Below are 23,091 nucleotides of genomic sequence, written 5' to 3' on the forward strand. Positions count from 1 at the left end.
TTGCAATCAGGCTTGCATGTTTTTCAAACGTGCAAGCCTGATCATGCTATTGCGCCGCGGAAGCGCCGTAGAGTTTTGCCGAAAGGTCACGAATGGCAGCGCCGGTCCGCGGCCCAAATCCCAACAGATAAGAGGCTTCCATCGACACGATATTCTTGTCACGACCCGCCGGTGTTGCGGCGATGAGGGGATTTTTCAACAGCGATTCCGGCGTCATCCCGTCTGCACCCGTATCCATCATCAGGATCATGTCGGGCGCCGCTTTCTCGATAGCTTCGTCGGTCAGCTGCTTATATCCGTGATATTCGGTAATGACGTTTTCGCCTCCGGCAAGCTCGATCATGCCATTGGCTGCCGTGCCTGTACCCGATGCCATCATGCGCCCGCCGGGAGCCGACAGTACGAAAAGCACTCGCTTGCGCGAACTGTGGCCAGCTGCAGCTTTCTCAGCCGCTTCGATATCACGCGAAACTTCGGCAGCAAACGTCTTGGCCTTGTCTTCCAGACCAAGTGCCTTGCCCACAATCTCGATTTTCTTGATGACGCTTTCGTCGGTAAAAGTTTCTGGCACGACGATCATCGGCACGGATGCTTTCTTCAGAACATCGAGCGTGTCCAGCGGACCGCTGCCTTCAAGAAGCAAAATGCCGGTCGGGTTGACCGAGAGCACGCCTTCCGGTGCAAGCTGGCGCATATATCCAATATCCGGCAGCTTCTTTACCGCGTCGGGATAAGCACTCGTCTGGTCGCGCGCGACGAGCATCTTTTCTGCACCGAGAGCGTAGACGATTTCCGTCAGCGAGCCGCCGACAGAAACGATGCGCGACGTATCGTCGAAATGATCGACGGTTTCAGCGCGCACAGCACCGCCTCCCGCCACCGACAATGCGATGGCAACCAGAACAGCTCCGCGCCTGAAGCACAAGGAAATGAACGACATTGCCGTCACCTTATGCAGCAGACGACTGCGGCAGACGCGGAAGATTTTCCGCGATCATGCGCCAGTCGGCCAGTTCTGCCTCGCCTTCATGACGCTCGCCGAAGAACTGGACCATCAGTTCACCATTGGCATCATAGGCCTCCAGCGATGTCACATGACCGTCCTTCGTCGGCTTGCGCACCACCCAGACATCAGCGATGTGATCGATGCGCAGATGCATATGGAATGTCGGGTCGAGCACGTTCAGCCATGGCCCCATCATCTTGATCTCGCGGATCGGACCCGTATGAATCTGGATGCATCCGCGGCTGCCGACAAAGCACATGATCGGCAGCTTTTCCTGCACTGCATGGTTCATCATGGCTTCCACGGACGAGGTATCGACACGCCAGGCGAAATCATGACCGGCAAGATGCACGGCCTGATGGCGGTCCACCCCGAAATCCTTCAGCAGACCGACAAACTGGTGCACATCGGTGAGAGCGCCCCACCGTTCACGGAATGCGTCGATGTCGAGAAGCGATAGATCGGTCTTCGGCCCTTGTGGAGCAAGTAGGCTGGTCTCAACGACAGGCGACTGATCGTCCAGCAGCAAATCGCTGACAAGTGCTTCGTAGGCTTCAACGTTGGAAGCCGCACGCAGATGAATCTTGAATACCGCCTCGCCCGTGGCATCGAAGAATTGCAGGCTGCGGCGCGTCGCTTCGCCGTCCTGCTTGGCAACGGCAAAACCGTGAACCCAATGCTTCGGGAAAATACGAAGATCAATCTCCTTGCCGAGTGCCAGCGAAGCATGCGGCCCCCAAATCGTCTTTTCAAAAGGTCCGATCTTCTCGTGAACAACACTCTCATTGCGCGTTAGCGCCATGATTTCGCCGACCGCCCCAATACGGTTCAATAGCATTTCGACATCGGCGCGAATACGCCGGGCCGAAATCGATGCCGCTGCATCTTGTCCGCAATGCGCTGCTACAAAATCGGCTTCTGATATACCAAGGCTCTGCGCAAAATCGCGTTCACGCATTTTCGGATTATCAGCCCGTGCCTTGAGAATCTGCTCTGGGGAGGGCTTGGAATGAGTCGTCATCTGATGGTTGCCTACTTGTTTAGGATGAGCTTGCCTTGGCGGGTGATCTTGAGGCGATAGAGCGAGCCGCCGTGCTCTATGCCCACTTCCCGGGAGCCGTCGAAGAGTTCGCGACTGCCATAGGTTTTCAGTTGCGGCTCAAGTGCACTCTCGCCGAAGCGAGGTTTTATCTGAGCCGGGACAGACTCGGTTGAATCGCCGCTGAACTGGCTTTCAGGAATGCGATTTGCAGTTCTGTCGGAAACGGATCCGCGCGGTAACCGCACCTGCATGTCGATATGGATTCGCCTGTTCATTTTCTCGCCTCAGCATCGACTTTTCACACGGTGATGACAGCAAATTTGTTTTGTTGACATCAACAGTCATGTTTATTAATCACTGCATTACTGGAATAATCGAGTCAAGTTTAAATCTCGCTTTTTTCAGCGCAAGCCCGGAAGAAACCGTCTTCCCAGCCAGCACGCGGCTTTCTCTTGAGGGGGAAGCCATAAACAATTGAATTTTTTAGTTTCTTCGTCGCCCGTCGGGTCGACGAAGCGCGTCTGGTTCACGAAGGAAACATTGGAAATGCGGGCGACTGGTGGGGTTCACAAACGATCAATTCTGGCGAGCACAGGGCTCGCTGTCATTCTGGTGGCAATGACGTCACAAGCCTTTGCGCAGGAACAAAAAGCCTCTGAAGAAGCTGGCGTTGCGTTGAAGACGATCACCATTCGCCGGGCGACCGACGCGCAGGCGCCGACGTCCGTGGCGGCACCGGTCGGTAGGGTCGACCGCGAAGAGATCAATCGTTTCGGTGGCACGAAGCTTGATGACGTGTTGCGTGGCACGGCTGGCGTGTTCACCCTGCAAAACGGTTCCAATCCCGGCGTTGCAGTCAATATCCGTGGTTTCGAAGGCTCCGGTCGTGTCAACATGATGATCGACGGCGTGCCGCAGAACTACCGCAACACCGCACACGATGCGCAGGGCTATGCCTATATCGATCCGAACCTGCTATCCGAAATCGACGTGACGCGCGGCGCGGTAACGACCGAAGGCGGCACCGCCCTTGCAGGCAGCGTCAATTTCCGCACGCTCGGCGTCGATGATGTCATTCTCGACGGCAAGGACAAGGGCGTTCTCGGCCGCGCTTCCTGGGGCAGCAATGGCACCGGCTTCTCTGAAATGCTGGCAGGTGCTGCCCGTGTCAATTCCATCGGGATTGTTGCGGCCATCAGCCGTCACGATTCCAACGATTACAAGAACGGCGACGGCGCAACCGTCGAGAAGTCCGGCGAGGAGCTGACGTCTGGCCTCTTCAAAGCCGAATTCGGCCTTGGCGAAGATCAGAAGCTGACGCTTGGCGGCGTGCTCTACAACAACCACTACGGAACATATGCCACCGGTTACCGCCCTGGAACCTATACAATCTACGATATGTTCCTGCAGAACCGCACGTTCTTTGCTCAATATAATTACAACCCGTCCGACAACGATCTCATCGACCTCGATGTCAACATCTACCACAACAGCACGCTGCAGAACTGGGTGGGCGGCAATGGCAGCTATGTCGGGCGTCAGATTTCAACGGACACCACAGGCATGACCGCCTCGAACACGTCACGCTTCACCTTTGGTGATGTAGCCGTCGCGTGGAAGAACGGCTTTGAAATCAATCACGATAGTGCGGGCGGCAGCAACACTGGTGTTAACCCCGCAGATGCCACGTCTAATCGTGGGGCGGTTTTCTCGGAAGCGACCTGGAATTATCAAGCACTGCAGGTCGTTACCGGCCTCCGTTATGATTATTTCAAGCTTGAAAGCGAAGATGGGACAGTTTCCAACAACGATAGCGAATTCAGCCCCAAGATCACCGTCGCCTATAATGTGACCGACTGGCTGCAGCCATATATCACTTATGCGCATTCAATGCGTTCACCAAGCCTGCAGGAAACATTCCTTGGCGGCGTGGCGCATGCCGGAACAGGAAGGTTGCGAGGTAACCCTGATTTGCGTCCCGAAAAGCAGCGGGGCTGGGAATTCGGCGTCAATATCGCTCGCGACGGCATCTTCACTGCGGAAGACGGTCTGCGCATCAAAGCCAATTATTACATGATGCGAGTTGAAGACTATATCACGGCTTCCAGCACGAACAGTCAGTTCATCAACGTGGATGGCACTTCCGATGTAAAGGGCTTCGAACTTGACGCGCGTTATGATGCTGGCTTCGCCTTCGGCGGCATCGCCTATACGCATTCCACCTCCGAACTTCCGGAACAAACGGCGGGCCTCGGGGCAAACCAGTATCTGCCGGAAGATGTCGTAACGGTTACAGCCGGAGCGCGCTTCTTCGAACGCAAGCTTGAGAGCGGTCTACGTGTTCAGCACGTTTCGAGCGGCAGAAGCATCACGGGAAACGATACCGATCCCTACACATTGGTCGATGTCTTCGCGAAGTACAAATTCACCGACACAGTCGATCTTTCGCTTCAGGTGCTCAATATTGCCGACAAGGAATTCACCCCTGCCCTCAGCACCTATGGTTCTGGCCGGGGGCGCACATTCCTCGTCTCGACCCAGTTCCAATTTTAGACTTTCAGAGAGGTGTTTTCTCCCCCCCTCTCTCATGATCGTCACATCTGCGAAGTCCGACCATCCTGACCGCGGGCGGCCTTCTGATCCCAGGATGTGACGCGGCGAGTGCAGTCCTACCGCTGCACTCGCCGGAAATTGTATAGTTAAAGCGTTTCCAGCCCTGACGGGAATCGTCAAAAATGCTCTAACTGTTTTTATTAACCCGCATCTCATCCGAAAACCGCTTTGCACTTTTCGGGATGCGCTATAGCCAGTCCCCAACCTGATGGAAAAGGATCAGCAATGTTCATAGCCATGAATCGCTTCAAGGTTCGCCTCGGCAGCGAAGCCGACTTCGAGACCGTCTGGAAAAATCGTGACTCGAAACTGTCGGAACTTCCCGGTTTTGAGAGTTTTCACCTTCTGCGCGGCGCAACAAACGAAGAGGAAGGCTACACGCTTTATGCTTCGCATACCGTCTGGCGCAATCGCGATGATTTCGTCGCCTGGACCAAGTCCGAACAGTTTCGCGATGCACATCGCAACGCTGGAGACAATAAGCCGCTCTATCTCGGACCTCCGCAGTTTGAAGGTTTCAGCTCAGTTCTCGGCTCCTGATGGGTGAAAGAAACAACTATCCACAAGATGCGGCGAAATAGCGCACAATATCATGACGGTGCCCTTTGAACACCGTCATGACAATGGCAAACGACCAATTATCGTTTAAAGATAGCTATTTAACTCATATTTAGAATAATTCTAAGTTATTGATTTTTAGAACGTTTCAAAAACATAAAAATTGACAGATTGGAGCTTCACCGGTCATAACTTGACTTAATTTGGTGGGTTTAAAAACCACCATTTAAGTATTGCCTTTAATGTTCGGGCCTTTAACCCTTGCAATTGGAGGAACCCTTGACCGGTTCAGTTCGGCCTCGCGCCACGAATGAAATAAAGCTGCCAGCCTTTCCAGGCAGCGATACAGTTAAAGTAAAAAGTGAGCCGGTAAAGTCTCTCTATTTGATGCTTTCTGCATCTAATTTCAGCTTTGCGAGCATGGAAGATAGTTTCTCATGCTAGTCTGCAGCTGCAACGTTATTACCGATAAAGACATCGAAGCTGTTGTTATCGAGCTTCTCGATCAGGATTGCTGGCAACTTATCGTTCCTGGCACCGTCTATAATGCCATGTCCAAGCGCGGCCGTTGCTGTGGCTGCTTCCCAAACGTCGTAGAAACGATCATAAGGGTGACTGAAGAGTATCATCTTCGTCATAACCAAATGGACGAAAACGTGGTCCAGTTCATGGATCGTGTACGTTCTCTACGCGACAAATTCGGGAGTTCATGGAATGAAAGGCGAACCAAAGGTCATCGAGCGGCTTAACGAGGCATTGTTCCTCGAGCTTGGCGCTGTAAACCAGTACTGGCTTCACTACCGCCTCCTCAACGACTGGGGCTTCACGCGTCTTGCCAAGAAGGAACGGGAAGAATCCATCGAAGAAATGCATCATGCCGACAAGCTGATTGACCGCATCATTTTCCTCGAAGGTCACCCGAACCTGCAGACCGTATCTCCGCTGCGCATCGGCCAGAACGTCAAGGAAGTTCTGGAAGCGGACCTTGCAGGCGAATACGACGCACGCGCTTCCTACAAGAAGTCTCGCGAAATCTGCGACGAACTCGGCGACTATGTTTCCAAGCAGCTTTTCGATGAGCTTCTGGCCGACGAGGAAGGTCATATCGACTTCCTCGAAACCCAACTCGACCTTCTCGCCAAGATCGGCGAAGAGCGTTATGGTCAGCTCAATGCGGCTCCGGCCGATCAGGCTGAATAAGCCAATCGTCATTATTGATGAAAGCCGGCGTCTTTTGCTCCGGCTTTTTTCTCATCTCAACTTTTCCGTCGCCCCTTTATCGTGATATTCCGCGTGCAATTTTCCGACACTCGCGAGGTATCATCATGAGCGCACCGCGCGTCAGTTTCGTTTCACTCGCCTGCCCGAAGGCGCTTGTCGATTCGGAACGTATCATCACCAGCCTCCGCTCCAAGGACTGTACGCGCGAGAATGCTCCGGAAATCGACGGCAGCGTTCACATCCAGTTGCGCCGCCCGCTTCGCGTCGGCGACATCGTGACGGTGGAGATCGAAGCAGGCGACGCTTACAATCTGCATGGCATCGCGGTCTGATGGCGGTGGAAACTGCCCTAACGATCAGAAAAGCCATCTCGGCTGACGTGGCGGTAATCGTCGCCATGCTGGCTGATGACGCTCTCGGCGCAAAGCGCGAAGACACAAGCCTTCCATTGCGGGATGAGTATCGCAACGCCTTTGCGGCAATTGATGCCGACCCCAACCAGCTTCTCGCCGTCGTGGAACGAGATGGCGAGATTATCGGCTGCATGCAGATCAGCTTCATACCCGGTCTGTCGCGGTTGGGCATGTGGCGCGGACAGATCGAAAGCGTACGGATTGCAAGCCACATTCGTGGCGGTGGAATAGGCCGCCAGATGATTGGGTGGGCAATCGAGCAGTGCCGCGAGCGCGGCTGCGGTCTGGTACAGCTCACGACCGACAAATCACGCGCCGATGCGCTGCGTTTTTATCAGTCGCTCGGATTCATGGATAGTCACGAAGGGCTTAAGCTTTCGCTTTAACAAGCAGCTTCAATCCGTTTTGATAAAACTAAAAAGGGCGCTTTGGGCGCCCTTTTCCATTTCAGTCTTAAAAATTCTACTGCGGCAGCTTGTCGTCCACGCCAGCGACGTAGAAGTTGAGGCCCAGCAGGGTCTTGTCGTCAGCCTGTTCGCCTTCTTTCAGCCAGACGGAGCCGTCCTGCTTCTTGATCGGGCCGGTGAAAGGCTTCAGTTCGCCTGACTTGATCTTGGCTTCGGTTTCTTCGGCCAGTTTCTTCACGTCGTCCGGCATATTGGTATAAGGAGCCATCTTCACAAGGCCTTCCTTCATACCCCACCAGACGTTCTGGCTCTTCCAGCTGCCGTCGAGAACGGCCTTGGTGCGGTCGATATAGTACGGCCCCCATTCGTCCACGACAGCGGTAAGCTGCGTGTCCGGTGCGAACTTGATCATGTCCGAAGCCTGGCCGAAAGCCTTGATCCCGCGATCATGCGCCACCTGAATAGCAGCAGTGGAATCGGTATGCTGGGTGATGATGTCCACCCCCTGATCGATCAGAGCCTTGGCCGCATCGGCTTCCTTGCCAGGATCGAACCAGGAATTCGCCCAGATCACCTTGACCTTGAAGTCTGGATTGACCGACTGGGCACCGAGCATGAATGCATTGATGCCCTGCACCACTTCCGGAACCGGCACGGAAGCGATGTAACCCGCGACACCCTTGGTCGACATCTTGGCGGCGATCACACCCTGCACATAACGGCCTTCATAGAAGCGCGCATTATAGGCAGACATGTTGTCGGCGGTCTTGTAGCCGGTCGCATGCTCGAACTTCACGTCCGGGAATTTCTTGGCGACCTTGAGGGTCGGGTCCATATAGCCGAACGACGTCGTGAAGATCAGCTTGTTGCCGGCACGCGCCAAACGTTCGATGGAACGTTCGGCATCCGCACCTTCCGGCACGTTTTCAAGATAGGTGGTTTCAATCTTGTCGCCGAGCGCCTCGATCAGCTCCTTGCGGGCCTGATCGTGCTGATAGGTCCAGCCGAAATCGCCGGGAGGTCCGATATAGATGAAGCCTACTTTCAGTTTTTCCTCTGCATGTGCCGCGCCGCCAAGCATAAAGCTTGCGGCAGTGGCCATAGCCATAAGCGTCTTTTTCATGTTCCCTGCACTCCTTGTTTTTACCCACTAACCAAAACGAAAACCCTTGGGACGGTTTGCGTTTACCCCTCACCCGTTCTTTTTACCGGTCCGGCACGAACGGCTTGCCGAGCGAAGCCGGCGTATTCATCATCGTCAGGCGTTTGTTGCGCGAGATGATGACCAGCACCACAATCGTCGCGAGATAAGGCAGCGCAGACAAAAACTGCGAGGGCAAGCCAAAGCCAAGCGCCTGCGCATGAAGCTGGCCGATGGTCACCGCGCCGAACAAGTAGGCACCAATCAGTACGCGCCACGGTCGCCACGAAGCGAAAACGACAAGAGCAAGAGCGATCCAGCCACGCCCGGCGGTCATGTTTTCCACCCATTGCGGAACGTAGACGAGCGAGAGTTGCGCGCCCGCAAGACCGGCGCAAGCACCGCCGAACAGAACCGCCAGATAGCGCGTACGCACCACATGCACGCCGAGCGCATGGGCCGAGCCATGGCTATCGCCGATGGCACGCAATGTAAGCCCTGCTCGCGTGCGGAACAGAAACCATGCCACGCCTACAACCAGCAGAATGGACATATAGAAAATGGGGTCCTGACCGAAGAGGAAGCGCCCGACAAGCGGCAGGTCAGTCAGATAGGGAATATGGATCGGGTTCAGTCGCACGCCGGGAAGCCCGACAAAGCTTTCGCCAAGCAAGGCCGATGCGCCAACGCCGAGGATTGTCAGCGCCAGTCCGGTTGCCACCTGATTGGTGACGAGTATGAGCGTCAGAAAGCCGAAAACGGCAGAAAAAAGCGCACCGACCAGAACAGCGGCAAACAAGCCCAGCCAGGCCGAGTCGGTCATTTGTGCAATGGCGAAGCCGGACACCGCCCCCATCAGCATCATACCCTCGACACCGAGATTGAGAACGCCGGAGCGTTCCACGACAAGCTCGCCGATGGCAGCGATCAGGAGCGGCGTCGCCGCCGTTGCAATCGTGAGAAGAATAGCCTGCGTCAAATCCATGAGATCAGGCCTTTCCCGCTTGGCGACCGGATATGAACCGAATGCGATAAAGGATGAGTGTATCGCAGGCGAGCACGAAGAATAGGATCATGCCCTGAAACACACGCGCGGATTTTTCCGAGATGCCGATGGAAACCTGTGCGGCCTCACCGCCAAGATAGGAAAGCGCTAGCACCAGACCGGCTGCTATCGCTCCCAGCGGATTGAGGCGCCCGAGAAACGCGACGATGATTGCAGTAAAACCGTAGCCCGGAGAAATGACCGGGCGAAGCTGCCCGATAGCTCCCGAAGTTTCCGCAATGCCCGCAAGCCCTGCAAGCGCGCCCGAGAGGGCGAAAACAAAGAACACCATCCTGCCCGCGCTGAAACCGGCAAAGCGCCCTGCGCGCGGGCTTTGGCCGATAACCTTGACCTCAAATCCCCTCAGCGTGTGCTTGAGCAGGAACCAGACGGCAACCGCCACAACGAGCGCAAAGATGAAGCCCCAATGCGCACGACCGGATGCGCTCCAGATTTCCGGCAGAATAGCGCTATCGTTGAACTGGCGCGTTTCCGGGAAATTATAGCCTTCCGGGTTGCGCCACGGCCCGCGCACCAGCCAGTCGAGGAACAGCTGCGCGACGTAGACAAGCATGAGGCTGGTCAGGATTTCATTGGTATTGAAGCGCACTTTCAGCAATGCCGGAATGGATGCATAAGCCGCGCCACCCGCCATCCCCATCAGCATCATCAAGGGCAGAACCAGCCATGACTGCACATCGGGAAACATGACGGGCAGGACCGATCCCGCTATGGCACCGGCGATAAACTGTCCCTCGGCACCGATATTCCAGTTATTGGATAGAAAACAGACGCAAAGGCCGACCGCGATCAGGATCAGCGGAGCCGCCTTCACCAGAAGCTCATGCCATGACCAGATATCGAAAAGCGGCTCGACGAAGAAGACATAGAGCGCATGCAGCGGTTCCTTGCCCATCAGGGCAAAGGCAATAGCTCCGAAAACCAGCGTCAGCGACAGCGCAAGCAATGGCGACAAGGCGCTGAAAAGTTTCGATGGCTGCGGGCGTTTGACGAGTTCGATCCGCATCATGCAGCTTCTCCGGAAATACCACCCATGAGAAGGCCGATCTTTTCCAGAGTTACATCGGCAATCGGCAGAGGATCGGAAAGCTGGCCATGATTCATCACGGCAATGCGGTCACTGATTTCAAGAAGCTCATCAAGATCCTGGCTGATGACGAGAACTGCGGAACCGGAACGCGCAAGATCGACAAGCGCCTGCCGGATGTGCGCCGCAGCCCCCGCGTCGACGCCCCATGTCGGCTGGTTCACAACCATGACCGATGGTGAGCGATCAAGCTCACGCCCGATGATGAATTTCTGCAGGTTTCCGCCGGAAAGGGCAGAGGCAGGCGGATTTTCAGCGCTCTTGCGCACATCCATCCGTTCAATAATGCGTTTTGCGGCCGCCCGAAGCGCACTCTCTGCGATCAGCTTCATCTTGCCGCCACGCAGGAACATTTTCGCATCCGTCCTGTAACGGGACAAGAACAGATTGTCGGTGAGCGACATTGTCGGAACCGCGCCATGACCAAGCCGCTCCTCCGGCACGAAAGCGGCCCCCATCATGCGTCTTGCGCTAATGCCAGCCTTGCCTGCATCCTTTCCGCGAATGCGCACATTCGATGGATTTGACTGCAGTACTTCCCCGGAAACGGCTTCGAAGAATTCACCCTGCCCGTTGCCTGCCACCCCGGCAATACCGACAACCTCGCCCGCGGCGACCGAGAGAGAAATATCCTTCAATGCCGTCGAAAAAGGGCCGCGCGGCGGCTGCGACAGTGACCTGATTTCCAAAAGCGCTTCATTACCGGCATTTACTGCCGCAATGGGGCTGCGTGCCACAACGTTGATGTCATTGCCAACCATCATACGGGCGAGCGATGCAGCAGTCTCTTTACGTGGATCGCAATGCGCAACAACTTTGCCATGTCGCAGCACGGTTGCGCGGTCACAAAGCCGTTTCACCTCTTCCAGACGGTGGCTGATATAAAGGATCGACTTGCCTTCTGCTTTCAGACGCTCCAGCGTTTCAAATAGCTTGTCGGCTTCCTGCGGCGTCAGCACCGAAGTCGGCTCATCCAGAATGATAAGATCCGGCTTCTGAAGAAGGCAGCGCACAATTTCGATACGCTGGCGTTCGCCAACTGACAGATCACCAACATGGGCCTGCGGATCAACCGGAAGACCGTATGTTTTGCCAACCTCATGTGCACGCTTTGCAACGTCTGAAAGTGGTAATGAACGGTCGAGCGACAAGGCGATGTTTTCAGCGGCGGTAAGCGAGTCGAACAGCGAAAAATGCTGAAAAACCATGCCAATGCCGAGTTTTCTTGCGGCAGCAGGCTCGTTTATCGTAACTGGCTGCCCCTTCCACACGATTTCGCCTTCGAGGGGTTGGAGCGCTCCGAACAGCATTTTCACAAAAGTGGACTTTCCGGCGCCGTTTTCACCCAGAAGCGCGTGAATCTCACCCTCCCCGATGGTGAGATCAATACCATCGCAGGCCCGCAGCTGACCAAATACTTTCGTGAGCCGGCGGACATCCAGAAGAGGCCGGTCGGTTAAAGGCGCTGTCATTGTTCCCCGTTTGTATTTTTAAGCGACCTTATCCAGCAAGTCTGCTCTTGAAAAGCCCAAAAGCAAGCAGCCGTGGACATATGCACCGCTGCAATCCTATGTTGCTCATGGCAGCAGAATGGTGGTTCCCGTCGTCTTGCGGGCTTCCAGATCCTCATGCGCCTTGCGCGCATCCTTGAGCGCATAGGTCTGGTTAATCTCGATCTTGACGGCGCCGCTTCCCACCACATCGAAAAGCTCTGCAGCCGTCTTTTCGAGGTCCGCCCGCTTGGCGATGTAATTGAATAGCGTTGGACGTGTCGCGAAGAGCGAGCCCTTCTGCGCCAGAATGCCGAGGTCGAATGGCGGAATGACGCCCGAAGACTGACCAAAACAGGCAAACATGCCAAGCGGCTTCAGCACGTCGAGCGAACCCATATAGGTATCGCGTCCAACGGAATCATAGACGACGTCAACCCCCGCTCCGTCGGTCAGTTCCTTCACCTTTTCGGCAAAGTTCTCGGTACGGTAGTTGATGACATGGTCGTAGCCATGCTTTCTGGCCAATGAGATCTTTTCTTCCGATCCTGCCGTGCCGATGACAGTGGCGCCCAGATGTTTCGCCCATTGCCCGGCAATCAGCCCCACGCCGCCGGCGGCAGCGTGAAACAGGATCGTCTGTCCCGGTTCCACCTTGAATGTACGACGCAGAAGATATTGCGCCGTCATACCTTTCAGCATCATGGATGCGGCGGTTTTCAGATCGACATTATCCGGAACCTTGACCAGCCTATCGGTTGGCAGAATGCGCTCGTCTGCATAGGAACCCGGCGTAGCAACATATGCCACGCGATCCCCGACGTGAACATCGTCAACGCCCGGTCCCACTGCGATGACCGTGCCTGCGCCTTCGTTGCCGGGCGTGAAAGGCATCTGGGCTGCCTTGTAAAGTCCGGTACGGAAATAGACGTCGATGAAGTTGAGGCCGACAGCTTCGTGGCGCACCTTCGCCTCGCCTGGGCCGGGTTCGCCTATCTCGATCTGTTCATATTTCATGACTTCCGGCCCACCGGTCTGATGGACGCGAATGGCATTGATCATCATGCTTCTCCACTCTTCTTTGCGGCAGCGGCTTTTTCAGCCGCGATGACGGTGGCGGTCCGTCCTAATCCCGGGAAAAACTGCATAACAGCGCCGATGAAGTAGATGTAGAGGCCGGTCACCGATATGCCGACGCGGACCCACAATGGCGCGTCAAGAGTATAATAGAGCGCAGCCGCGCCAAAGGCACACCAGAGCAGGAAAACCGTCAGATTAAGCGGTCGCAGGCGCACGACGCGCACCGGATGCAAAAAGTTGATCGGCAGGAACGACAGGATTGCCGACACGACAACCGTTGCGAAAGCCACCCATTCGCCCGGCCTGACGATGAAAAGCGTAAAGACGACCATATTCCAGACGACAGGGAAGCCCTTGAAGAAGTTCTCCTTCGTCTTCATTCCGGTGTCGGCATAATAAATCGCGCTCGAAACCACGATAATGGCACCGGATATGAATGACAGATACGTCCCCATAAATCCGCTTTGATAGAGTGCGAAAGCGGGTATCAGAACGTAAGTGACATAGTCGATGATATTGTCGAGAAGCTCGCCGGACCAGTTTGGCAGAACATATTTGACCTCGAGCTTGCGTGCGATAGGGCCGTCGATTCCGTCGACGAAAAGCGCCAATCCGAGCCACCACCACATTGCCGTATAGCGTCCGTCACTGGCCGCCACGATGGAAAGGAATGCCAGAAACGAACCCGACGCCGTCAGAAGATGAACCGAAAACGCCTTGGCTTGCGGTGCGGTGACTTTCTTGGCTTTAAGTTTTCCGGTCAGTTTGGTTTTCACGCCGTCCGCCATTTCAATTTGTCGCCGCGCATATCCCGCCCGAGACATTCCCCAAGGCAGCGAGTATATTTCATCAAATGGGGAACGCGTACACCAAACAAACTGACGTCCCCAACCCTCAAGATCGTTGAATAGCCTTTCCACCAGGGAAAGCCATGCTCGTTGAGCAGCTTTCCCCGAATAAGCGCAAAAGAGCAAGTAAGGCATGAGGCAAATCCGCCATAATCCCACGGAAGAATGGCCTTTTGACTGCAATTCGGTTTAAGTGCGGCTGGAATCATCAGACGGTGCACGAGGTCCGCGCTATCGGACAAGGGATGAAACACGATGAACGATCTTGTTGTGAACAAGCCACTCACCGACATTGTCATCAGCGGCAGCGGACCCGCCGGAATGATGGCCGCACTGGCGCTCGGTGCAAAAGGCTATCGCACCGTGTTGTTGGGACCCGAAACCGACAAAGGAGACCGTCGCACGACAGCGCTCATGATGCCTGCTATCAGATTGCTGGAGGGACTGGGCGTCTGGTCGGATATCGAGCCGGAAGCGGCGGCTCTTGCTTCCATGCGCATTATCGACGCGACGCGACGTCTCGTGAGAAGCCCCGTGGTGACCTTTCGCGCCGGTGAAATCGACGAGACTGCGTTCGGCTACAACATTCCCAACGCCGTTTTGAACGAGAAACTTTCTGAAGCCGTTGCACGCAATCCGAATATCCGGCGCATCAATGCAACCGTCATCGAATATCGTCACAATGGCGACCATGTGACCGTCACGCTCTCGGGCGGCGACACATTGCACACAAAGCTGATCGTGGCAGCGGATGGGCGCAATTCCATGGCTCGGGAAGCAGCTGGCGTCCGCACACGCCGCTGGAGCTATCCGCAGACGGCGATCGTCCTTTCCTTCTCTCATGGTCTCAACCATGAAAACATTTCGACCGAATTTCACACAGAAGAAGGCCCGTTCACACAGGTGCCCTTGAAGGGCAAACGTTCGAGCCTCGTCTGGGTGGTCAATCCCGATCGCGCCAAAGCGCTCCTCGCGCTTGACGAAGCCACGCTCGCTCAGCGTATCGAAGAGATGATGCAATCCATGCTGGGCAAGATCGCGCTCGAAATCAAGCCGCAGGCCTGGCCTCTTTCCGGCCTCGTGCCTCACATCTTTGCGGCCAAGCGCACCATCTTGATCGGCGAAGCCGCGCACGTGTTTCCTCCAATTGGTGCACAGGGCCTCAATCTTGGTTCGCGCGATGTCGAAACGCTGGTTAAGGCCATTGAGAGAGACCCTGTCGATCCCGGTTCGGATCGGGTTATTCGTGCCTATGACCGGGCACGGCGGCCAGATATTCTGGCCCGCACCGGCTCGGTCGACGCACTCAATCGTTCGCTTCTCTCCAGCATGCTTCCTGCACAGATTGTGCGTGGGGTCGGGTTGGAAATGCTTCGCTCATTCGCGCCGCTACGCGCATTCTTCATGCGCGAGGGGCTTCGGCCAGGCAGCGGTTTCTCGCATTTGCTGCCGAAACTGCCGAGCCTCCCACACCGAAGCGACGGAAAACGTTCCAGCTAGTATAGTTCTCAGATTATCCGAAACATCAAACTGATAGGATTGCCGGTTCCCGCCGACTTTAATTTGTCACGCGGTGAACTACATAGTGTTGCATGGGTATGACACAGATAAAGCACGCGAAATTTCAGATCGGCCAGGTCGTCAAGCACCGGTTATTCCCGTTCCGCGGGGTCATCTTCGACGTGGACCCAGAATTTGCGAATACGGAAGAATGGTACGAGTCCATTCCAGAGGAAGCGCGTCCACATCGTGACCAGCCTTTTTACCACCTACTCGCTGAAAATGCGGATTCCGAATATGTCGCCTATGTGTCCGAACAGAACCTTGTGCCGGATTTAAGTGGCGAGCCTCTGCGTCACCCTCAGATAGCAGAAATATTCGACCGACTGGACAATGGCTCCTATCGCGTAAAATCACAGCATTCTAACTAAGATAGAGCTTTCTCTTAAAGTTACGCTTAAAATGAAAGAGGCGCTCGAAGCGCCTCTTTCTCATAACAAACTGTACAACAACTCAGTTGGCTGCGCCCTTTGCCTTATCCTGCTCAGCCTTCATCTTGGCTTCAAAGTCCTTCTGGCGCTTCTGGACCGCGTCCTGAAGTTCCTTCTGGCGTTCTTCCAGTTCCGACTGCTTGAGAGCCGGACCGGTCAGAGCATTGGAGAAGCCGGTGAGTGCAACCGGAATCGGGTTCGGCTTGTTCTGATAATTGACTGAGGTCAGGGTCAGCTTGCCACCCTTCTTGAGCGCATTGGTGAGATCGTCGGTCAACGGAGCTTCAGCGATGCAGCGATCTGGGAAGCAGATGCCGTATTCGAGCTTGACCGGTTTATTGTTGTCGATCTGGAGACCGACACCGGCGGGAATCAGACGACCGATAGGAACCGTCACCTGAAAGATCTTGCGGTTGATCTTGCCCTTGATCTCAATGAGGTTGACGGCGGTCAGAAGCTGGCCGGAATCCGCGGTGACGATGTTCTGCGTGTTGCAGATATCATTGTCTTCCTGCTTCGAGCAGACCTTGAACCAGCCCTGCGGCGGCTGCTGTGCGGATGCTGGCATCGTCGCGGAAGCAAGCAGGGCGAACGCGCCAGCAATGGCAGATGCGGCAGCGATTGTCTTCGTGCTGGACATGATCAACAGGTTCCTTTCAACACTCTGATCTATAGTTCCCGTTCTGTATTTAAGTCAGCGATAGACCGTCACTGGTTTGAAAATGCGGCAACAGCGTGACCTCGGGGATTTTCATCCCCATCTGGACCCTCGCAGGCCCTAATCCGGAGCCGTGTTACAACGACTAGGGGTATGAATCCAGATGAGTTTCGACATTCCCGGCTCGGAATCTGCCAAAATCTCGATTTTAGTCTCTACTGTCGCGTGGCGGACACGCCCTAATTCCGCACATAATGTACGATCATGCTAGTTTTCGGTTCCGAATCGCCGCTTTCCGGCGGCGACCATCAAACTTATTTACAATGGACGATTGAAGTTGAACGGATTGATTGCCTTCCTCCGCAAGGTGGTTCTTGCGAGCCTTGCCGGAGCTGTCGTCGGCGCGATGCCGGTGCAGGCGATGGCCGAAGCACAGCCCGACTATGCGCTCTCCATGCACGGAGATGTGGCGCTTCCGGCTGATTTCACCCATTTTCCTTACGCAAACGCTAATGCCCCGAAGGGCGGTGCCTTCACGATGGGCGTTGTCGGTACTTTCGACAGCCTCAACCCATTTGTGCTCAAAAGCATGCGTACGACCGCACGCGGCCTGTTCGGCGATATCGATCTCGGCAATATGGTCTACCAGACGCTCATGCAGCGCTCGCGGGACGAGCCTTTTACGCTCTATGGCCTGCTTGCGGAAAAAGTTGCCATCGATCCGGACCGCAAATGGATCGAATTCACTTTGAATCCGAACGCGAAATGGTCGGACGGCCAGCCCGTAACGGTAGACGACGTACTCTTTACCTATGATATTCTGACGGAAAAAGGACGTCCTCCTTTTAACAACCGGATGAGTCGCATCGAAAAGATCGAGAAAACAGGCGAGCGCTCCGTTCGTTTCACTTTCAACGACAAGTCGGACCGCGAATTTCCGATGCTGATCGCTTCATCGATGCCCGTGCTGCCGAAACACGCTATCGATCCGGAGACCTTCGGCAATTCATCCCTGAAGCCGCCAGTCGGCAGCGGTCCCTATCTCGTTTCCGGTGTGCAACCGGGGCAGCGTATCATCTACAAGCGTAACCCTGACTATTGGGGCAAGAATCTCCCATCGCAGCGCGGCCTCGACAATTTCGATACATTGACGATTGAATATTATCGAAACGAGACGTCCCTGTTCGAGTCTTTCAAGAAGGGCCTACTGGATATCTTCATCGAGGCAAACCCGACCCGATGGGAAAAGCTCTACGATTTCCCGGCTGTAAAACAGGGCCGGGTCATCAAGGACAGCTTCAAAAAGGGCACACCAGCCAACATGCTGGGCTTCGTGTTCAACACACGCCGTCCGATTTTCGCTGACCGCCGTGTCCGGCAGGCTCTTGGGCTATTGTTCGACTTCGAATGGGCAAATCGCAACCTTTTCGCCGATCAGTACCGCCGCACACAGAGCTTCTGGGAAGGCTCGGAACTTTCTTCTGTCGGGAAGCCGGCCGATGACCGCGAAAAGCAATTGCTCAAGCCTTTCCCGGATGCTGTTCGCGCAGATGTCATGAACGGTACATGGCATGCGCCCGTAACAGACGGCAGCGGCCACGACCGTACGCCAGCAAAGAAAGCTTATGATCTCCTGATGGAAGCCGGTTTCCATTTTGAACATGGCCTCGCCATGGACCCTTCGGGTAAGCCTCTGACTTTCGAGATCATGACGCGATCACCCGATGAGGAGAAGGTCGCGCTGGCCTATAAGCGCAATCTGGCACGACTGGGGATCACGGCAGAGATACGCACGGCAGACGATGCACAATATCAACAACGCCTTCAGACATTTGATTACGACATGATTCTGGGCGCACTGACCGGGTCGCTGTCACCCGGCAACGAACAATGGATGCGGTGGGGCGCAGCCTCGCGTGACGTTCAGGGAAGTTTCAACTATCCGGGCGTTGCCGACCCGGCAGTAGATGCGATGATTGAAGCACTGCTGGCAGCCCGAAGCCGCGCCGATTTCGTGAGTGCGGTCCGCGCGCTTGATCGTGTGCTTATCTCCGGGGATTACTACGTTCCGCTTTACCACCTGCCCTATCAGTGGGTGGCGCGCTGGGATCGCATAGAGCATCCGCAGAAAACCTCGCTCTACGGCTATCAACTGCCGACATGGTGGCGCGCAGAACCGTGACCGGGCTTTAACGTCAGTGTAACGCGCCCTACATGCACCCGATATATGATGAGTATTCAACCGGAGGCGATGCCTCCGGTTCCTGCACGGAGAGATTGCCATGGCCGCCAGAAAGATAACGATCGATGTCGTCTCGGACGTCGTCTGCCCATGGTGCTTTTTGGGGCGCAAGCGCCTTGAAGCCGCCCTCGCCATGATCCCGGATGTGGAGGCGGAAGTGCGCTGGCGTCCCTTCCAACTTGATCCTACCCTGCCGCCGCGGGGTAAGGATCGCCAAACCTATATGCGGGAGAAATTCGGCAGTGGTGGGAAAATCGATGACATCCACAAGCAACTGACCCAGCTCGGTGACGAGAACGGTATCGTTTTCGATTTCGACGCGATTGCACGGGCACCCAACACGCTCGATGCACATCGCGTCATCCACTGGGCTGCACAGGCTGCTCCTGATACGCAGGACCGGATGGTTGGCATGTTGTTCTCGCTCTATTTCGAGCAGGGACAGGATATCAGCGATCATGAAGTGCTGGTGGATGCGGCGGCAAGTGTCGGCATGGATGCCGCAGTTGTTGCCCGCCTCCTGCAAAGCGAGGCCGACAAGGCAACGATTCGTGAAGAAATCGACACTGCCAGCCGCATTGGCGTGCGCGGCGTGCCTTGTTTCATCATCGATCAAAAATATGCCGTCATGGGCGCACAGACGGCAGATGTTCTTGCCGATGCCATCCGCCAGACAGCGGAAGGCTTCGAGCCGGGAATTGCCGAGGACCGGTAATTAACCCGCCGCAATCTTGGCGAGTTGCGTCATGATAACAGCGGAACCGTTAAGACGCTTTTCCGGTGTCGGCCAGTCGCGGATGAAGACGATGCTCTGATCCGGCCTGATTTTGGCCATGGAGCCCTGTTCGCCGATCATTTTCACCAGCCCGACCGGATTTGCGAATGTCCCATTGCGGAACTGGATGACCACACCCTTCGGACCGGCGTCGAGCTTCTCAACATTGGCGCGACGGCAGAGCGCCTTGATGTAAACAATCTTGAGCAAATGCTGCACTTCGTCAGGCATCGGACCAAAACGGTCAATGAGCTCCGCACCGAAGGCGTCGATATCCTGCGGCTCCTCCAGGTCGGCAAGCCGCCGATAAAGGCCAAGACGCAGTTGCAGATCGGGCACATAGGCTTCGGGGATCATCACGGCGGTGCCGATCGCAATCTGCGGTGACCACTGGCTGTCTTCCACTTCGCCCGTACCCTTGAGCGTAGCAACCGCTTCTTCGAGCATTTGCTGATAAAGCTCAAAGCCCACTTCCTTGATATGGCCCGATTGCTCCTCACCGAGCAGATTGCCTGCCCCGCGAATATCCATATCGTGACTGGCAAGCTGAAAGCCTGCGCCCAACGTGTCGAGCGACTGCAGAACCTTGAGGCGACGTTCCGCCATTTGCGTCAACATCTTACCCGCCGGGAGTGTGAATAGTGCAAAGGCGCGTTGCTTGGATCGACCGACACGACCGCGCAGCTGGTAGAGCTGTGCCAGGCCGAACATATCGGCGCGATGCACGATCATCGTATTGGCCGTCGGAATATCGAGGCCGGATTCCACAATGGTCGTAGACAGAAGCACGTCATACTGGCCGTCATAGAAGGCATTCATGATGTCATCCAGCACGCCCGGCGCCATCTGTCCGTGGGCCACGGCCACTTTCAGTTCGGGCACATGCGTTTTCAGGAACTCTTCGATATCCGTGAGGTCCGAAATGCGCGGGCAGACGTAGAAACTCTGGCCACCGCGATAGCGTTCGCGCAAAAGCGTTTCGCGAATGACGAGCGGATCGAACGGCGAAACGAAGGTGCGCACTGCCATACGATCGACGGGCGGTGTGGTGATAAGCGAGAGTTCTCGCACGCCGGTCAGCGCAAGTTGCAAGGTGCGCGGGATCGGCGTTGCCGAAAGGGTCAGCACATGGACGTCGGATTTCAGTTCCTTCAGCCGCTCCTTGTGCTTGACGCCGAAATGTTGCTCCTCATCGATGATGAGAAGGCCAAGGTTCTTGAACTTGATGGAACTACCCAAAAGCGCATGCGTGCCGACGACAATATCGACCGTTCCCTCTTCCAGCCCCTTCTTGGTCGCGGCAAGTTCCTTCGTGCCGACAAGACGCGAGGCATGAGCAACATTGATCGGCAGGCCATGGAAGCGCTTCGAGAAGGTCTTGAAATGCTGGCGTGACAGAAGCGTCGTCGGCACGACGACCGCCACCTGAACACCGCTCATCGCAGCAATGAAGGCGGCGCGCAGCGCTACTTCCGTTTTGCCAAAGCCGACATCGCCACAGATCAGGCGATCCATCGGCTTACCAGCAGCCAGATCATCCGCCACGGACTCGATAGCAGTTAGTTGGTCATCGGTTTCATCATAGGGAAAGCGAGCGGAGAATTCGGCATAAAGTCCGTCCGGCGGCGTCATCACCGGCGCACCGCGCATCTGCCGTTCGGCGGCGATCTGGATCAAATGCCCGGCAATCTCAAGCAGGCGTTTCTTGAGCTTGGCCTTGCGCATCTGCCATGCGCCGCCGCCAAGCTTGTCGAGAACCGCATCGGAGCTTTCCGAACCATAACGCGAGAGCAGCTCGATATTTTCGACCGGCAGAAACAGCCGGTCATCACCCGCATAATGGATTTCTAGACAGTCATGCGGAGCGCCAGCGGCGGTAATGGTCTTGAGACCAATGAAGCGGCCGATACCGTGATCGACATGGACGACAATATCGCCAGCGTTTAGCGAGGCGACTTCAGAGATGAAATCCTGATCGCGCTTGCGACGCTTGGAACGGCGGATAAGACGATCACCCAGAATATCCTGCTCGGCCACAATGACGAGATCGCCAGCATCGAAGCCGCTCTCGACGGCCAGCACAGCCGCCGTTACCTTGTCGCGCGATAGCGCCTTGACGGTAGAAAGCCGGTCAACTGACTCGATCTTTTCCAGCCCATGTTCATCAAGCACCTGCAAAAGACGGTCGAGAGAACCTTCAGTCCAGGCAGCAACCAGCACTTTCTTGCCCGCTGCACGCAGTTCGGCAATATGCTTCACCACCGCCTCGAACAGGTTCACGTCGGTGGCGGCGCGCTCCTCGGCAAAGCTGCGCCCCTTATGCACATCGGCATGAACAATCGTCCGCCCTGTAACTTCCGGCGCACCGAACGGCGTCAGGTCAATGCGCATGCCCCCGGCTTCCGCGTGCTTCTCGACCTCTGACGGTGTGAGATAAAGCGTTTCCGGCTTGACCGGTTTGTACGGCACGGCATCGCTGCCCGGCTCCTTGCCTTCCGCCTGCCTCAGCCGCGCTTCGTAATGATCCACGACCATGGTGTGGCGTTCGGTCAGCGCCTCATGGACCAGATGGTCGAACACCACCGGCATATTGCCTGCATGATCGAATACGGTATCGAGCTTATCATAGAACAGCGGCAGCCAGTGTTCCATGCCTGCAAAGCGGCGGCCTTCGCTGATGGCCTGATAAAGCGCGTCTTCGCGCTGGGGCGCCCCGAACATCGCGACGTAATTTTTGCGGAAACGGCTGATCATGTCCGGCGAGAGCGTGATTTCGCTCATCGGCTGGAGCACGAATTCCTTGCGCGTGCCCGTGGTGCGCTGCGAAGCGGGATCAAAAGCACGGATCGATTCCAGCGTATCGCCGAAGAAATCAAGCCGCAGCGGTTCTTCCGCACCCGGCGCATAAAGATCGAGAATGCCGCCACGAACCGCAAATTCACCGATGTCACGGACGGTGGAAACGCGCTCGAAACCATTACGCTCCAGCCTGGAGGCCAGATCGTTCATGTCGAGTTGATTGCCGGGACGCGCGGAAATTACCTGTTCGGCAATCGCCGCTTGCGGCGGCAGCTTTTGCAGAACGGCATTGGCGGTCGTGAGAATAATCGCCGGATGCGGCGTCTTTTTAAGCTGGGACAGCGCACTGAGAGCAGCGAGCCTGCGCGCCGATGCATCGGCACCGGGCGATACGCGGTCATAAGGCAAGCAGTCCCAGGCCGGCAGATGCAGAACCGGCATATCCGGTGCCACAAAACTCAAGACCTGCTCCAGATCGGCAATGCGCTGCCCGTCGCGCACGATATACATGATCGGCCCGCGTTCGCCGATCTCTTCCGCCAGACGGATAAGGCAGAACGCCTCGTAACCGTCGGCAACGCCATCGATCACGACATGACGATTTGCCCCGAGCGCGCTGGAGGACTTGAGACCTAGTTTGCTGAAAACGGGCAT

At 55.9% G+C, this 23,091-nt stretch carries 20 protein-coding genes and 1 pseudogene; 10 read left to right on the forward strand and 11 right to left on the reverse strand.

Features of this window, described 5'->3' with window-relative positions:
- Nucleotides 1–46: 46 nt before the first annotated feature.
- From JNC70_RS00205 to hemP, 3 genes are read right to left on the reverse strand one after another with little or no spacing between them, the layout of a single operon-like run.
- The gene (locus JNC70_RS00205; RefSeq protein ID WP_104756851.1) at nucleotides 47–940 is read right to left on the reverse strand and encodes a heme/hemin ABC transporter substrate-binding protein; all 894 of its coding nucleotides are present in this window, start codon (nucleotides 938–940) and stop codon (nucleotides 47–49) included.
- 10 nt (nucleotides 941–950) lie between these two features.
- Nucleotides 951–2,027, reverse strand: a complete 1,077-nt coding sequence (locus JNC70_RS00210) for a hemin-degrading factor (RefSeq protein WP_104756852.1) — start codon at nucleotides 2,025–2,027, stop codon at nucleotides 951–953.
- Nucleotides 2,028–2,038: 11 nt separating this feature from the next.
- Nucleotides 2,039–2,197 carry a hemin uptake protein HemP gene (hemP, locus tag JNC70_RS00215; protein ID WP_339561766.1) on the reverse strand — a complete coding sequence of 53 codons (159 nt, stop codon included), beginning with the start codon at nucleotides 2,195–2,197 and terminating at the stop codon, nucleotides 2,039–2,041.
- A 397-nt stretch (nucleotides 2,198–2,594) separates the two neighbouring features.
- Between hemP and JNC70_RS00220 the strand changes: the two genes are divergently transcribed.
- The 6 genes and pseudogenes from JNC70_RS00220 to JNC70_RS00245 all read left to right on the forward strand — a co-directional run bounded on the left by JNC70_RS00220 (nucleotide 2,595) and on the right by JNC70_RS00245 (nucleotide 7,239).
- On the forward strand, nucleotides 2,595–4,601 hold the full coding sequence (locus JNC70_RS00220) for a TonB-dependent receptor domain-containing protein (protein ID WP_104756873.1): 2,007 nt from the start codon (nucleotides 2,595–2,597) through the stop codon (nucleotides 4,599–4,601).
- A 285-nt stretch (nucleotides 4,602–4,886) separates the two neighbouring features.
- Nucleotides 4,887–5,201: a heme-degrading protein HmuQ gene (gene hmuQ, locus JNC70_RS00225; protein WP_104756853.1), complete on the forward strand. Its 315-nt coding sequence runs from the start codon at nucleotides 4,887–4,889 to the stop codon at nucleotides 5,199–5,201.
- Nucleotides 5,202–5,656: 455 nt separating this feature from the next.
- Nucleotides 5,657–5,968: a (2Fe-2S)-binding protein gene (locus JNC70_RS00230; protein WP_104756854.1), complete on the forward strand. Its 312-nt coding sequence runs from the start codon at nucleotides 5,657–5,659 to the stop codon at nucleotides 5,966–5,968.
- Entirely contained in the window at nucleotides 5,934–6,419 is a 486-nt protein-coding gene (gene bfr, locus JNC70_RS00235) for a bacterioferritin (RefSeq protein ID WP_104756855.1), read from the forward strand. Before JNC70_RS00230 ends, bfr begins: the two co-directional genes overlap by 35 nt.
- Nucleotides 6,420–6,631: 212 nt before the next feature.
- Nucleotides 6,632–6,772: pseudogene (locus JNC70_RS00240) on the forward strand (30S ribosomal protein S12 methylthiotransferase RimO); the annotation flags it as partial.
- Nucleotides 6,772–7,239, forward strand: coding sequence for a GNAT family N-acetyltransferase (locus JNC70_RS00245; protein ID WP_104756857.1), 468 nt, complete (start codon nucleotides 6,772–6,774; stop codon nucleotides 7,237–7,239). The pseudogene JNC70_RS00240 and the gene JNC70_RS00245, both read left to right, overlap by 1 nt.
- Nucleotides 7,240–7,315: 76 nt before the next feature.
- On the opposite strand, the gene JNC70_RS00250 is transcribed toward JNC70_RS00245, so the two are convergent.
- The 6 genes from JNC70_RS00250 to pcsA form a co-directional block, all read right to left on the reverse strand.
- Nucleotides 7,316–8,383, reverse strand: coding sequence for a BMP family ABC transporter substrate-binding protein (locus JNC70_RS00250; protein WP_104756858.1), 1,068 nt, complete (start codon nucleotides 8,381–8,383; stop codon nucleotides 7,316–7,318).
- An 82-nt stretch (nucleotides 8,384–8,465) separates the two neighbouring features.
- On the reverse strand, nucleotides 8,466–9,386 hold the full coding sequence (locus JNC70_RS00255) for an ABC transporter permease (protein WP_104756859.1): 921 nt from the start codon (nucleotides 9,384–9,386) through the stop codon (nucleotides 8,466–8,468).
- A gap of 4 nt (nucleotides 9,387–9,390) precedes the next feature.
- Nucleotides 9,391–10,473 carry an ABC transporter permease gene (locus tag JNC70_RS00260; protein WP_104756874.1) on the reverse strand — a complete coding sequence of 361 codons (1,083 nt, stop codon included), beginning with the start codon at nucleotides 10,471–10,473 and terminating at the stop codon, nucleotides 9,391–9,393.
- Nucleotides 10,473–12,026: an ABC transporter ATP-binding protein gene (locus JNC70_RS00265; protein WP_104756860.1), complete on the reverse strand. Its 1,554-nt coding sequence runs from the start codon at nucleotides 12,024–12,026 to the stop codon at nucleotides 10,473–10,475. Before JNC70_RS00265 ends, JNC70_RS00260 begins: the two co-directional genes overlap by 1 nt.
- Nucleotides 12,027–12,131: 105 nt before the next feature.
- A complete protein-coding gene (locus tag JNC70_RS00270; RefSeq protein WP_104756861.1) occupies nucleotides 12,132–13,106 on the reverse strand; it encodes a quinone oxidoreductase family protein in 975 nt (324 codons plus the stop codon).
- A complete protein-coding gene (pcsA, locus tag JNC70_RS00275) occupies nucleotides 13,106–13,912 on the reverse strand; it encodes a phosphatidylcholine synthase (protein WP_061345370.1) in 807 nt (268 codons plus the stop codon). The genes JNC70_RS00270 and pcsA overlap by 1 nt, the downstream gene beginning before the upstream one ends.
- 315 nt (nucleotides 13,913–14,227) lie before the next feature.
- Between pcsA and JNC70_RS00280 the strand changes: the two genes are divergently transcribed.
- The gene (locus JNC70_RS00280) at nucleotides 14,228–15,472 is read left to right on the forward strand and encodes a UbiH/UbiF family hydroxylase (RefSeq protein WP_104756862.1); all 1,245 of its coding nucleotides are present in this window, start codon (nucleotides 14,228–14,230) and stop codon (nucleotides 15,470–15,472) included.
- Between the two features lie 92 nt (nucleotides 15,473–15,564).
- A complete protein-coding gene (hspQ, locus tag JNC70_RS00285) occupies nucleotides 15,565–15,903 on the forward strand; it encodes a heat shock protein HspQ (RefSeq protein WP_104756863.1) in 339 nt (112 codons plus the stop codon).
- Between the two features lie 82 nt (nucleotides 15,904–15,985).
- On the opposite strand, the gene JNC70_RS00290 is transcribed toward hspQ, so the two are convergent.
- Entirely contained in the window at nucleotides 15,986–16,603 is a 618-nt protein-coding gene (locus JNC70_RS00290) for an invasion associated locus B family protein (protein WP_104756864.1), read from the reverse strand.
- A gap of 349 nt (nucleotides 16,604–16,952) precedes the next feature.
- Between JNC70_RS00290 and JNC70_RS00295 the strand changes: the two genes are divergently transcribed.
- Nucleotides 16,953–18,803, forward strand: coding sequence for an extracellular solute-binding protein (locus JNC70_RS00295; protein WP_104756865.1), 1,851 nt, complete (start codon nucleotides 16,953–16,955; stop codon nucleotides 18,801–18,803).
- A 100-nt stretch (nucleotides 18,804–18,903) separates the two neighbouring features.
- Nucleotides 18,904–19,578: a DsbA family oxidoreductase gene (locus tag JNC70_RS00300; protein ID WP_104756866.1), complete on the forward strand. Its 675-nt coding sequence runs from the start codon at nucleotides 18,904–18,906 to the stop codon at nucleotides 19,576–19,578.
- Here the strand turns inward: JNC70_RS00300 and mfd are convergent, their stop codons facing one another.
- Nucleotides 19,579–23,091, reverse strand: coding sequence for a transcription-repair coupling factor (gene mfd / locus JNC70_RS00305; RefSeq protein ID WP_104756867.1), 3,513 nt, complete (start codon nucleotides 23,089–23,091; stop codon nucleotides 19,579–19,581).

It is taken from the genome of Brucella oryzae (assembly GCF_041929965.1).
In the GTDB taxonomy this organism is placed as follows: domain Bacteria; phylum Pseudomonadota; class Alphaproteobacteria; order Rhizobiales; family Rhizobiaceae; genus Brucella; species Brucella oryzae.

Excerpts from the sequence above, each read along its gene's own strand:
- JNC70_RS00205 (WP_104756851.1), bottom strand. The coding sequence starts at position 940 with ATGTCGTTCATTTCCTTGTGCTTCAGGCGCGGAGCTGTTCTGGTTGCC.
- JNC70_RS00210 (WP_104756852.1), bottom strand. The coding sequence starts at position 2,027 with ATGACGACTCATTCCAAGCCCTCCCCAGAGCAGATTCTCAAGGCACGG.
- JNC70_RS00220 (WP_104756873.1), top strand. The coding sequence starts at position 2,595 with ATGCGGGCGACTGGTGGGGTTCACAAACGATCAATTCTGGCGAGCACA.
- hmuQ (WP_104756853.1), top strand. The coding sequence starts at position 4,887 with ATGTTCATAGCCATGAATCGCTTCAAGGTTCGCCTCGGCAGCGAAGCC.
- JNC70_RS00230 (WP_104756854.1), top strand. The coding sequence starts at position 5,657 with ATGCTAGTCTGCAGCTGCAACGTTATTACCGATAAAGACATCGAAGCT.
- bfr (WP_104756855.1), top strand. The coding sequence starts at position 5,934 with ATGAAAGGCGAACCAAAGGTCATCGAGCGGCTTAACGAGGCATTGTTC.
- JNC70_RS00245 (WP_104756857.1), top strand. The coding sequence starts at position 6,772 with ATGGCGGTGGAAACTGCCCTAACGATCAGAAAAGCCATCTCGGCTGAC.
- JNC70_RS00250 (WP_104756858.1), bottom strand. The coding sequence starts at position 8,383 with ATGAAAAAGACGCTTATGGCTATGGCCACTGCCGCAAGCTTTATGCTT.
- JNC70_RS00255 (WP_104756859.1), bottom strand. The coding sequence starts at position 9,386 with ATGGATTTGACGCAGGCTATTCTTCTCACGATTGCAACGGCGGCGACG.
- JNC70_RS00260 (WP_104756874.1), bottom strand. The coding sequence starts at position 10,473 with ATGCGGATCGAACTCGTCAAACGCCCGCAGCCATCGAAACTTTTCAGC.
- JNC70_RS00265 (WP_104756860.1), bottom strand. The coding sequence starts at position 12,026 with ATGACAGCGCCTTTAACCGACCGGCCTCTTCTGGATGTCCGCCGGCTC.
- JNC70_RS00270 (WP_104756861.1), bottom strand. The coding sequence starts at position 13,106 with ATGATCAATGCCATTCGCGTCCATCAGACCGGTGGGCCGGAAGTCATG.
- pcsA (WP_061345370.1), bottom strand. The coding sequence starts at position 13,912 with ATGGCGGACGGCGTGAAAACCAAACTGACCGGAAAACTTAAAGCCAAG.
- JNC70_RS00280 (WP_104756862.1), top strand. The coding sequence starts at position 14,228 with ATGAACGATCTTGTTGTGAACAAGCCACTCACCGACATTGTCATCAGC.
- hspQ (WP_104756863.1), top strand. The coding sequence starts at position 15,565 with ATGGGTATGACACAGATAAAGCACGCGAAATTTCAGATCGGCCAGGTC.
- JNC70_RS00290 (WP_104756864.1), bottom strand. The coding sequence starts at position 16,603 with ATGTCCAGCACGAAGACAATCGCTGCCGCATCTGCCATTGCTGGCGCG.
- JNC70_RS00300 (WP_104756866.1), top strand. The coding sequence starts at position 18,904 with ATGGCCGCCAGAAAGATAACGATCGATGTCGTCTCGGACGTCGTCTGC.
- mfd (WP_104756867.1), bottom strand. The coding sequence starts at position 23,091 with ATGCCCGTTTTCAGCAAACTAGGTCTCAAGTCCTCCAGCGCGCTCGGG.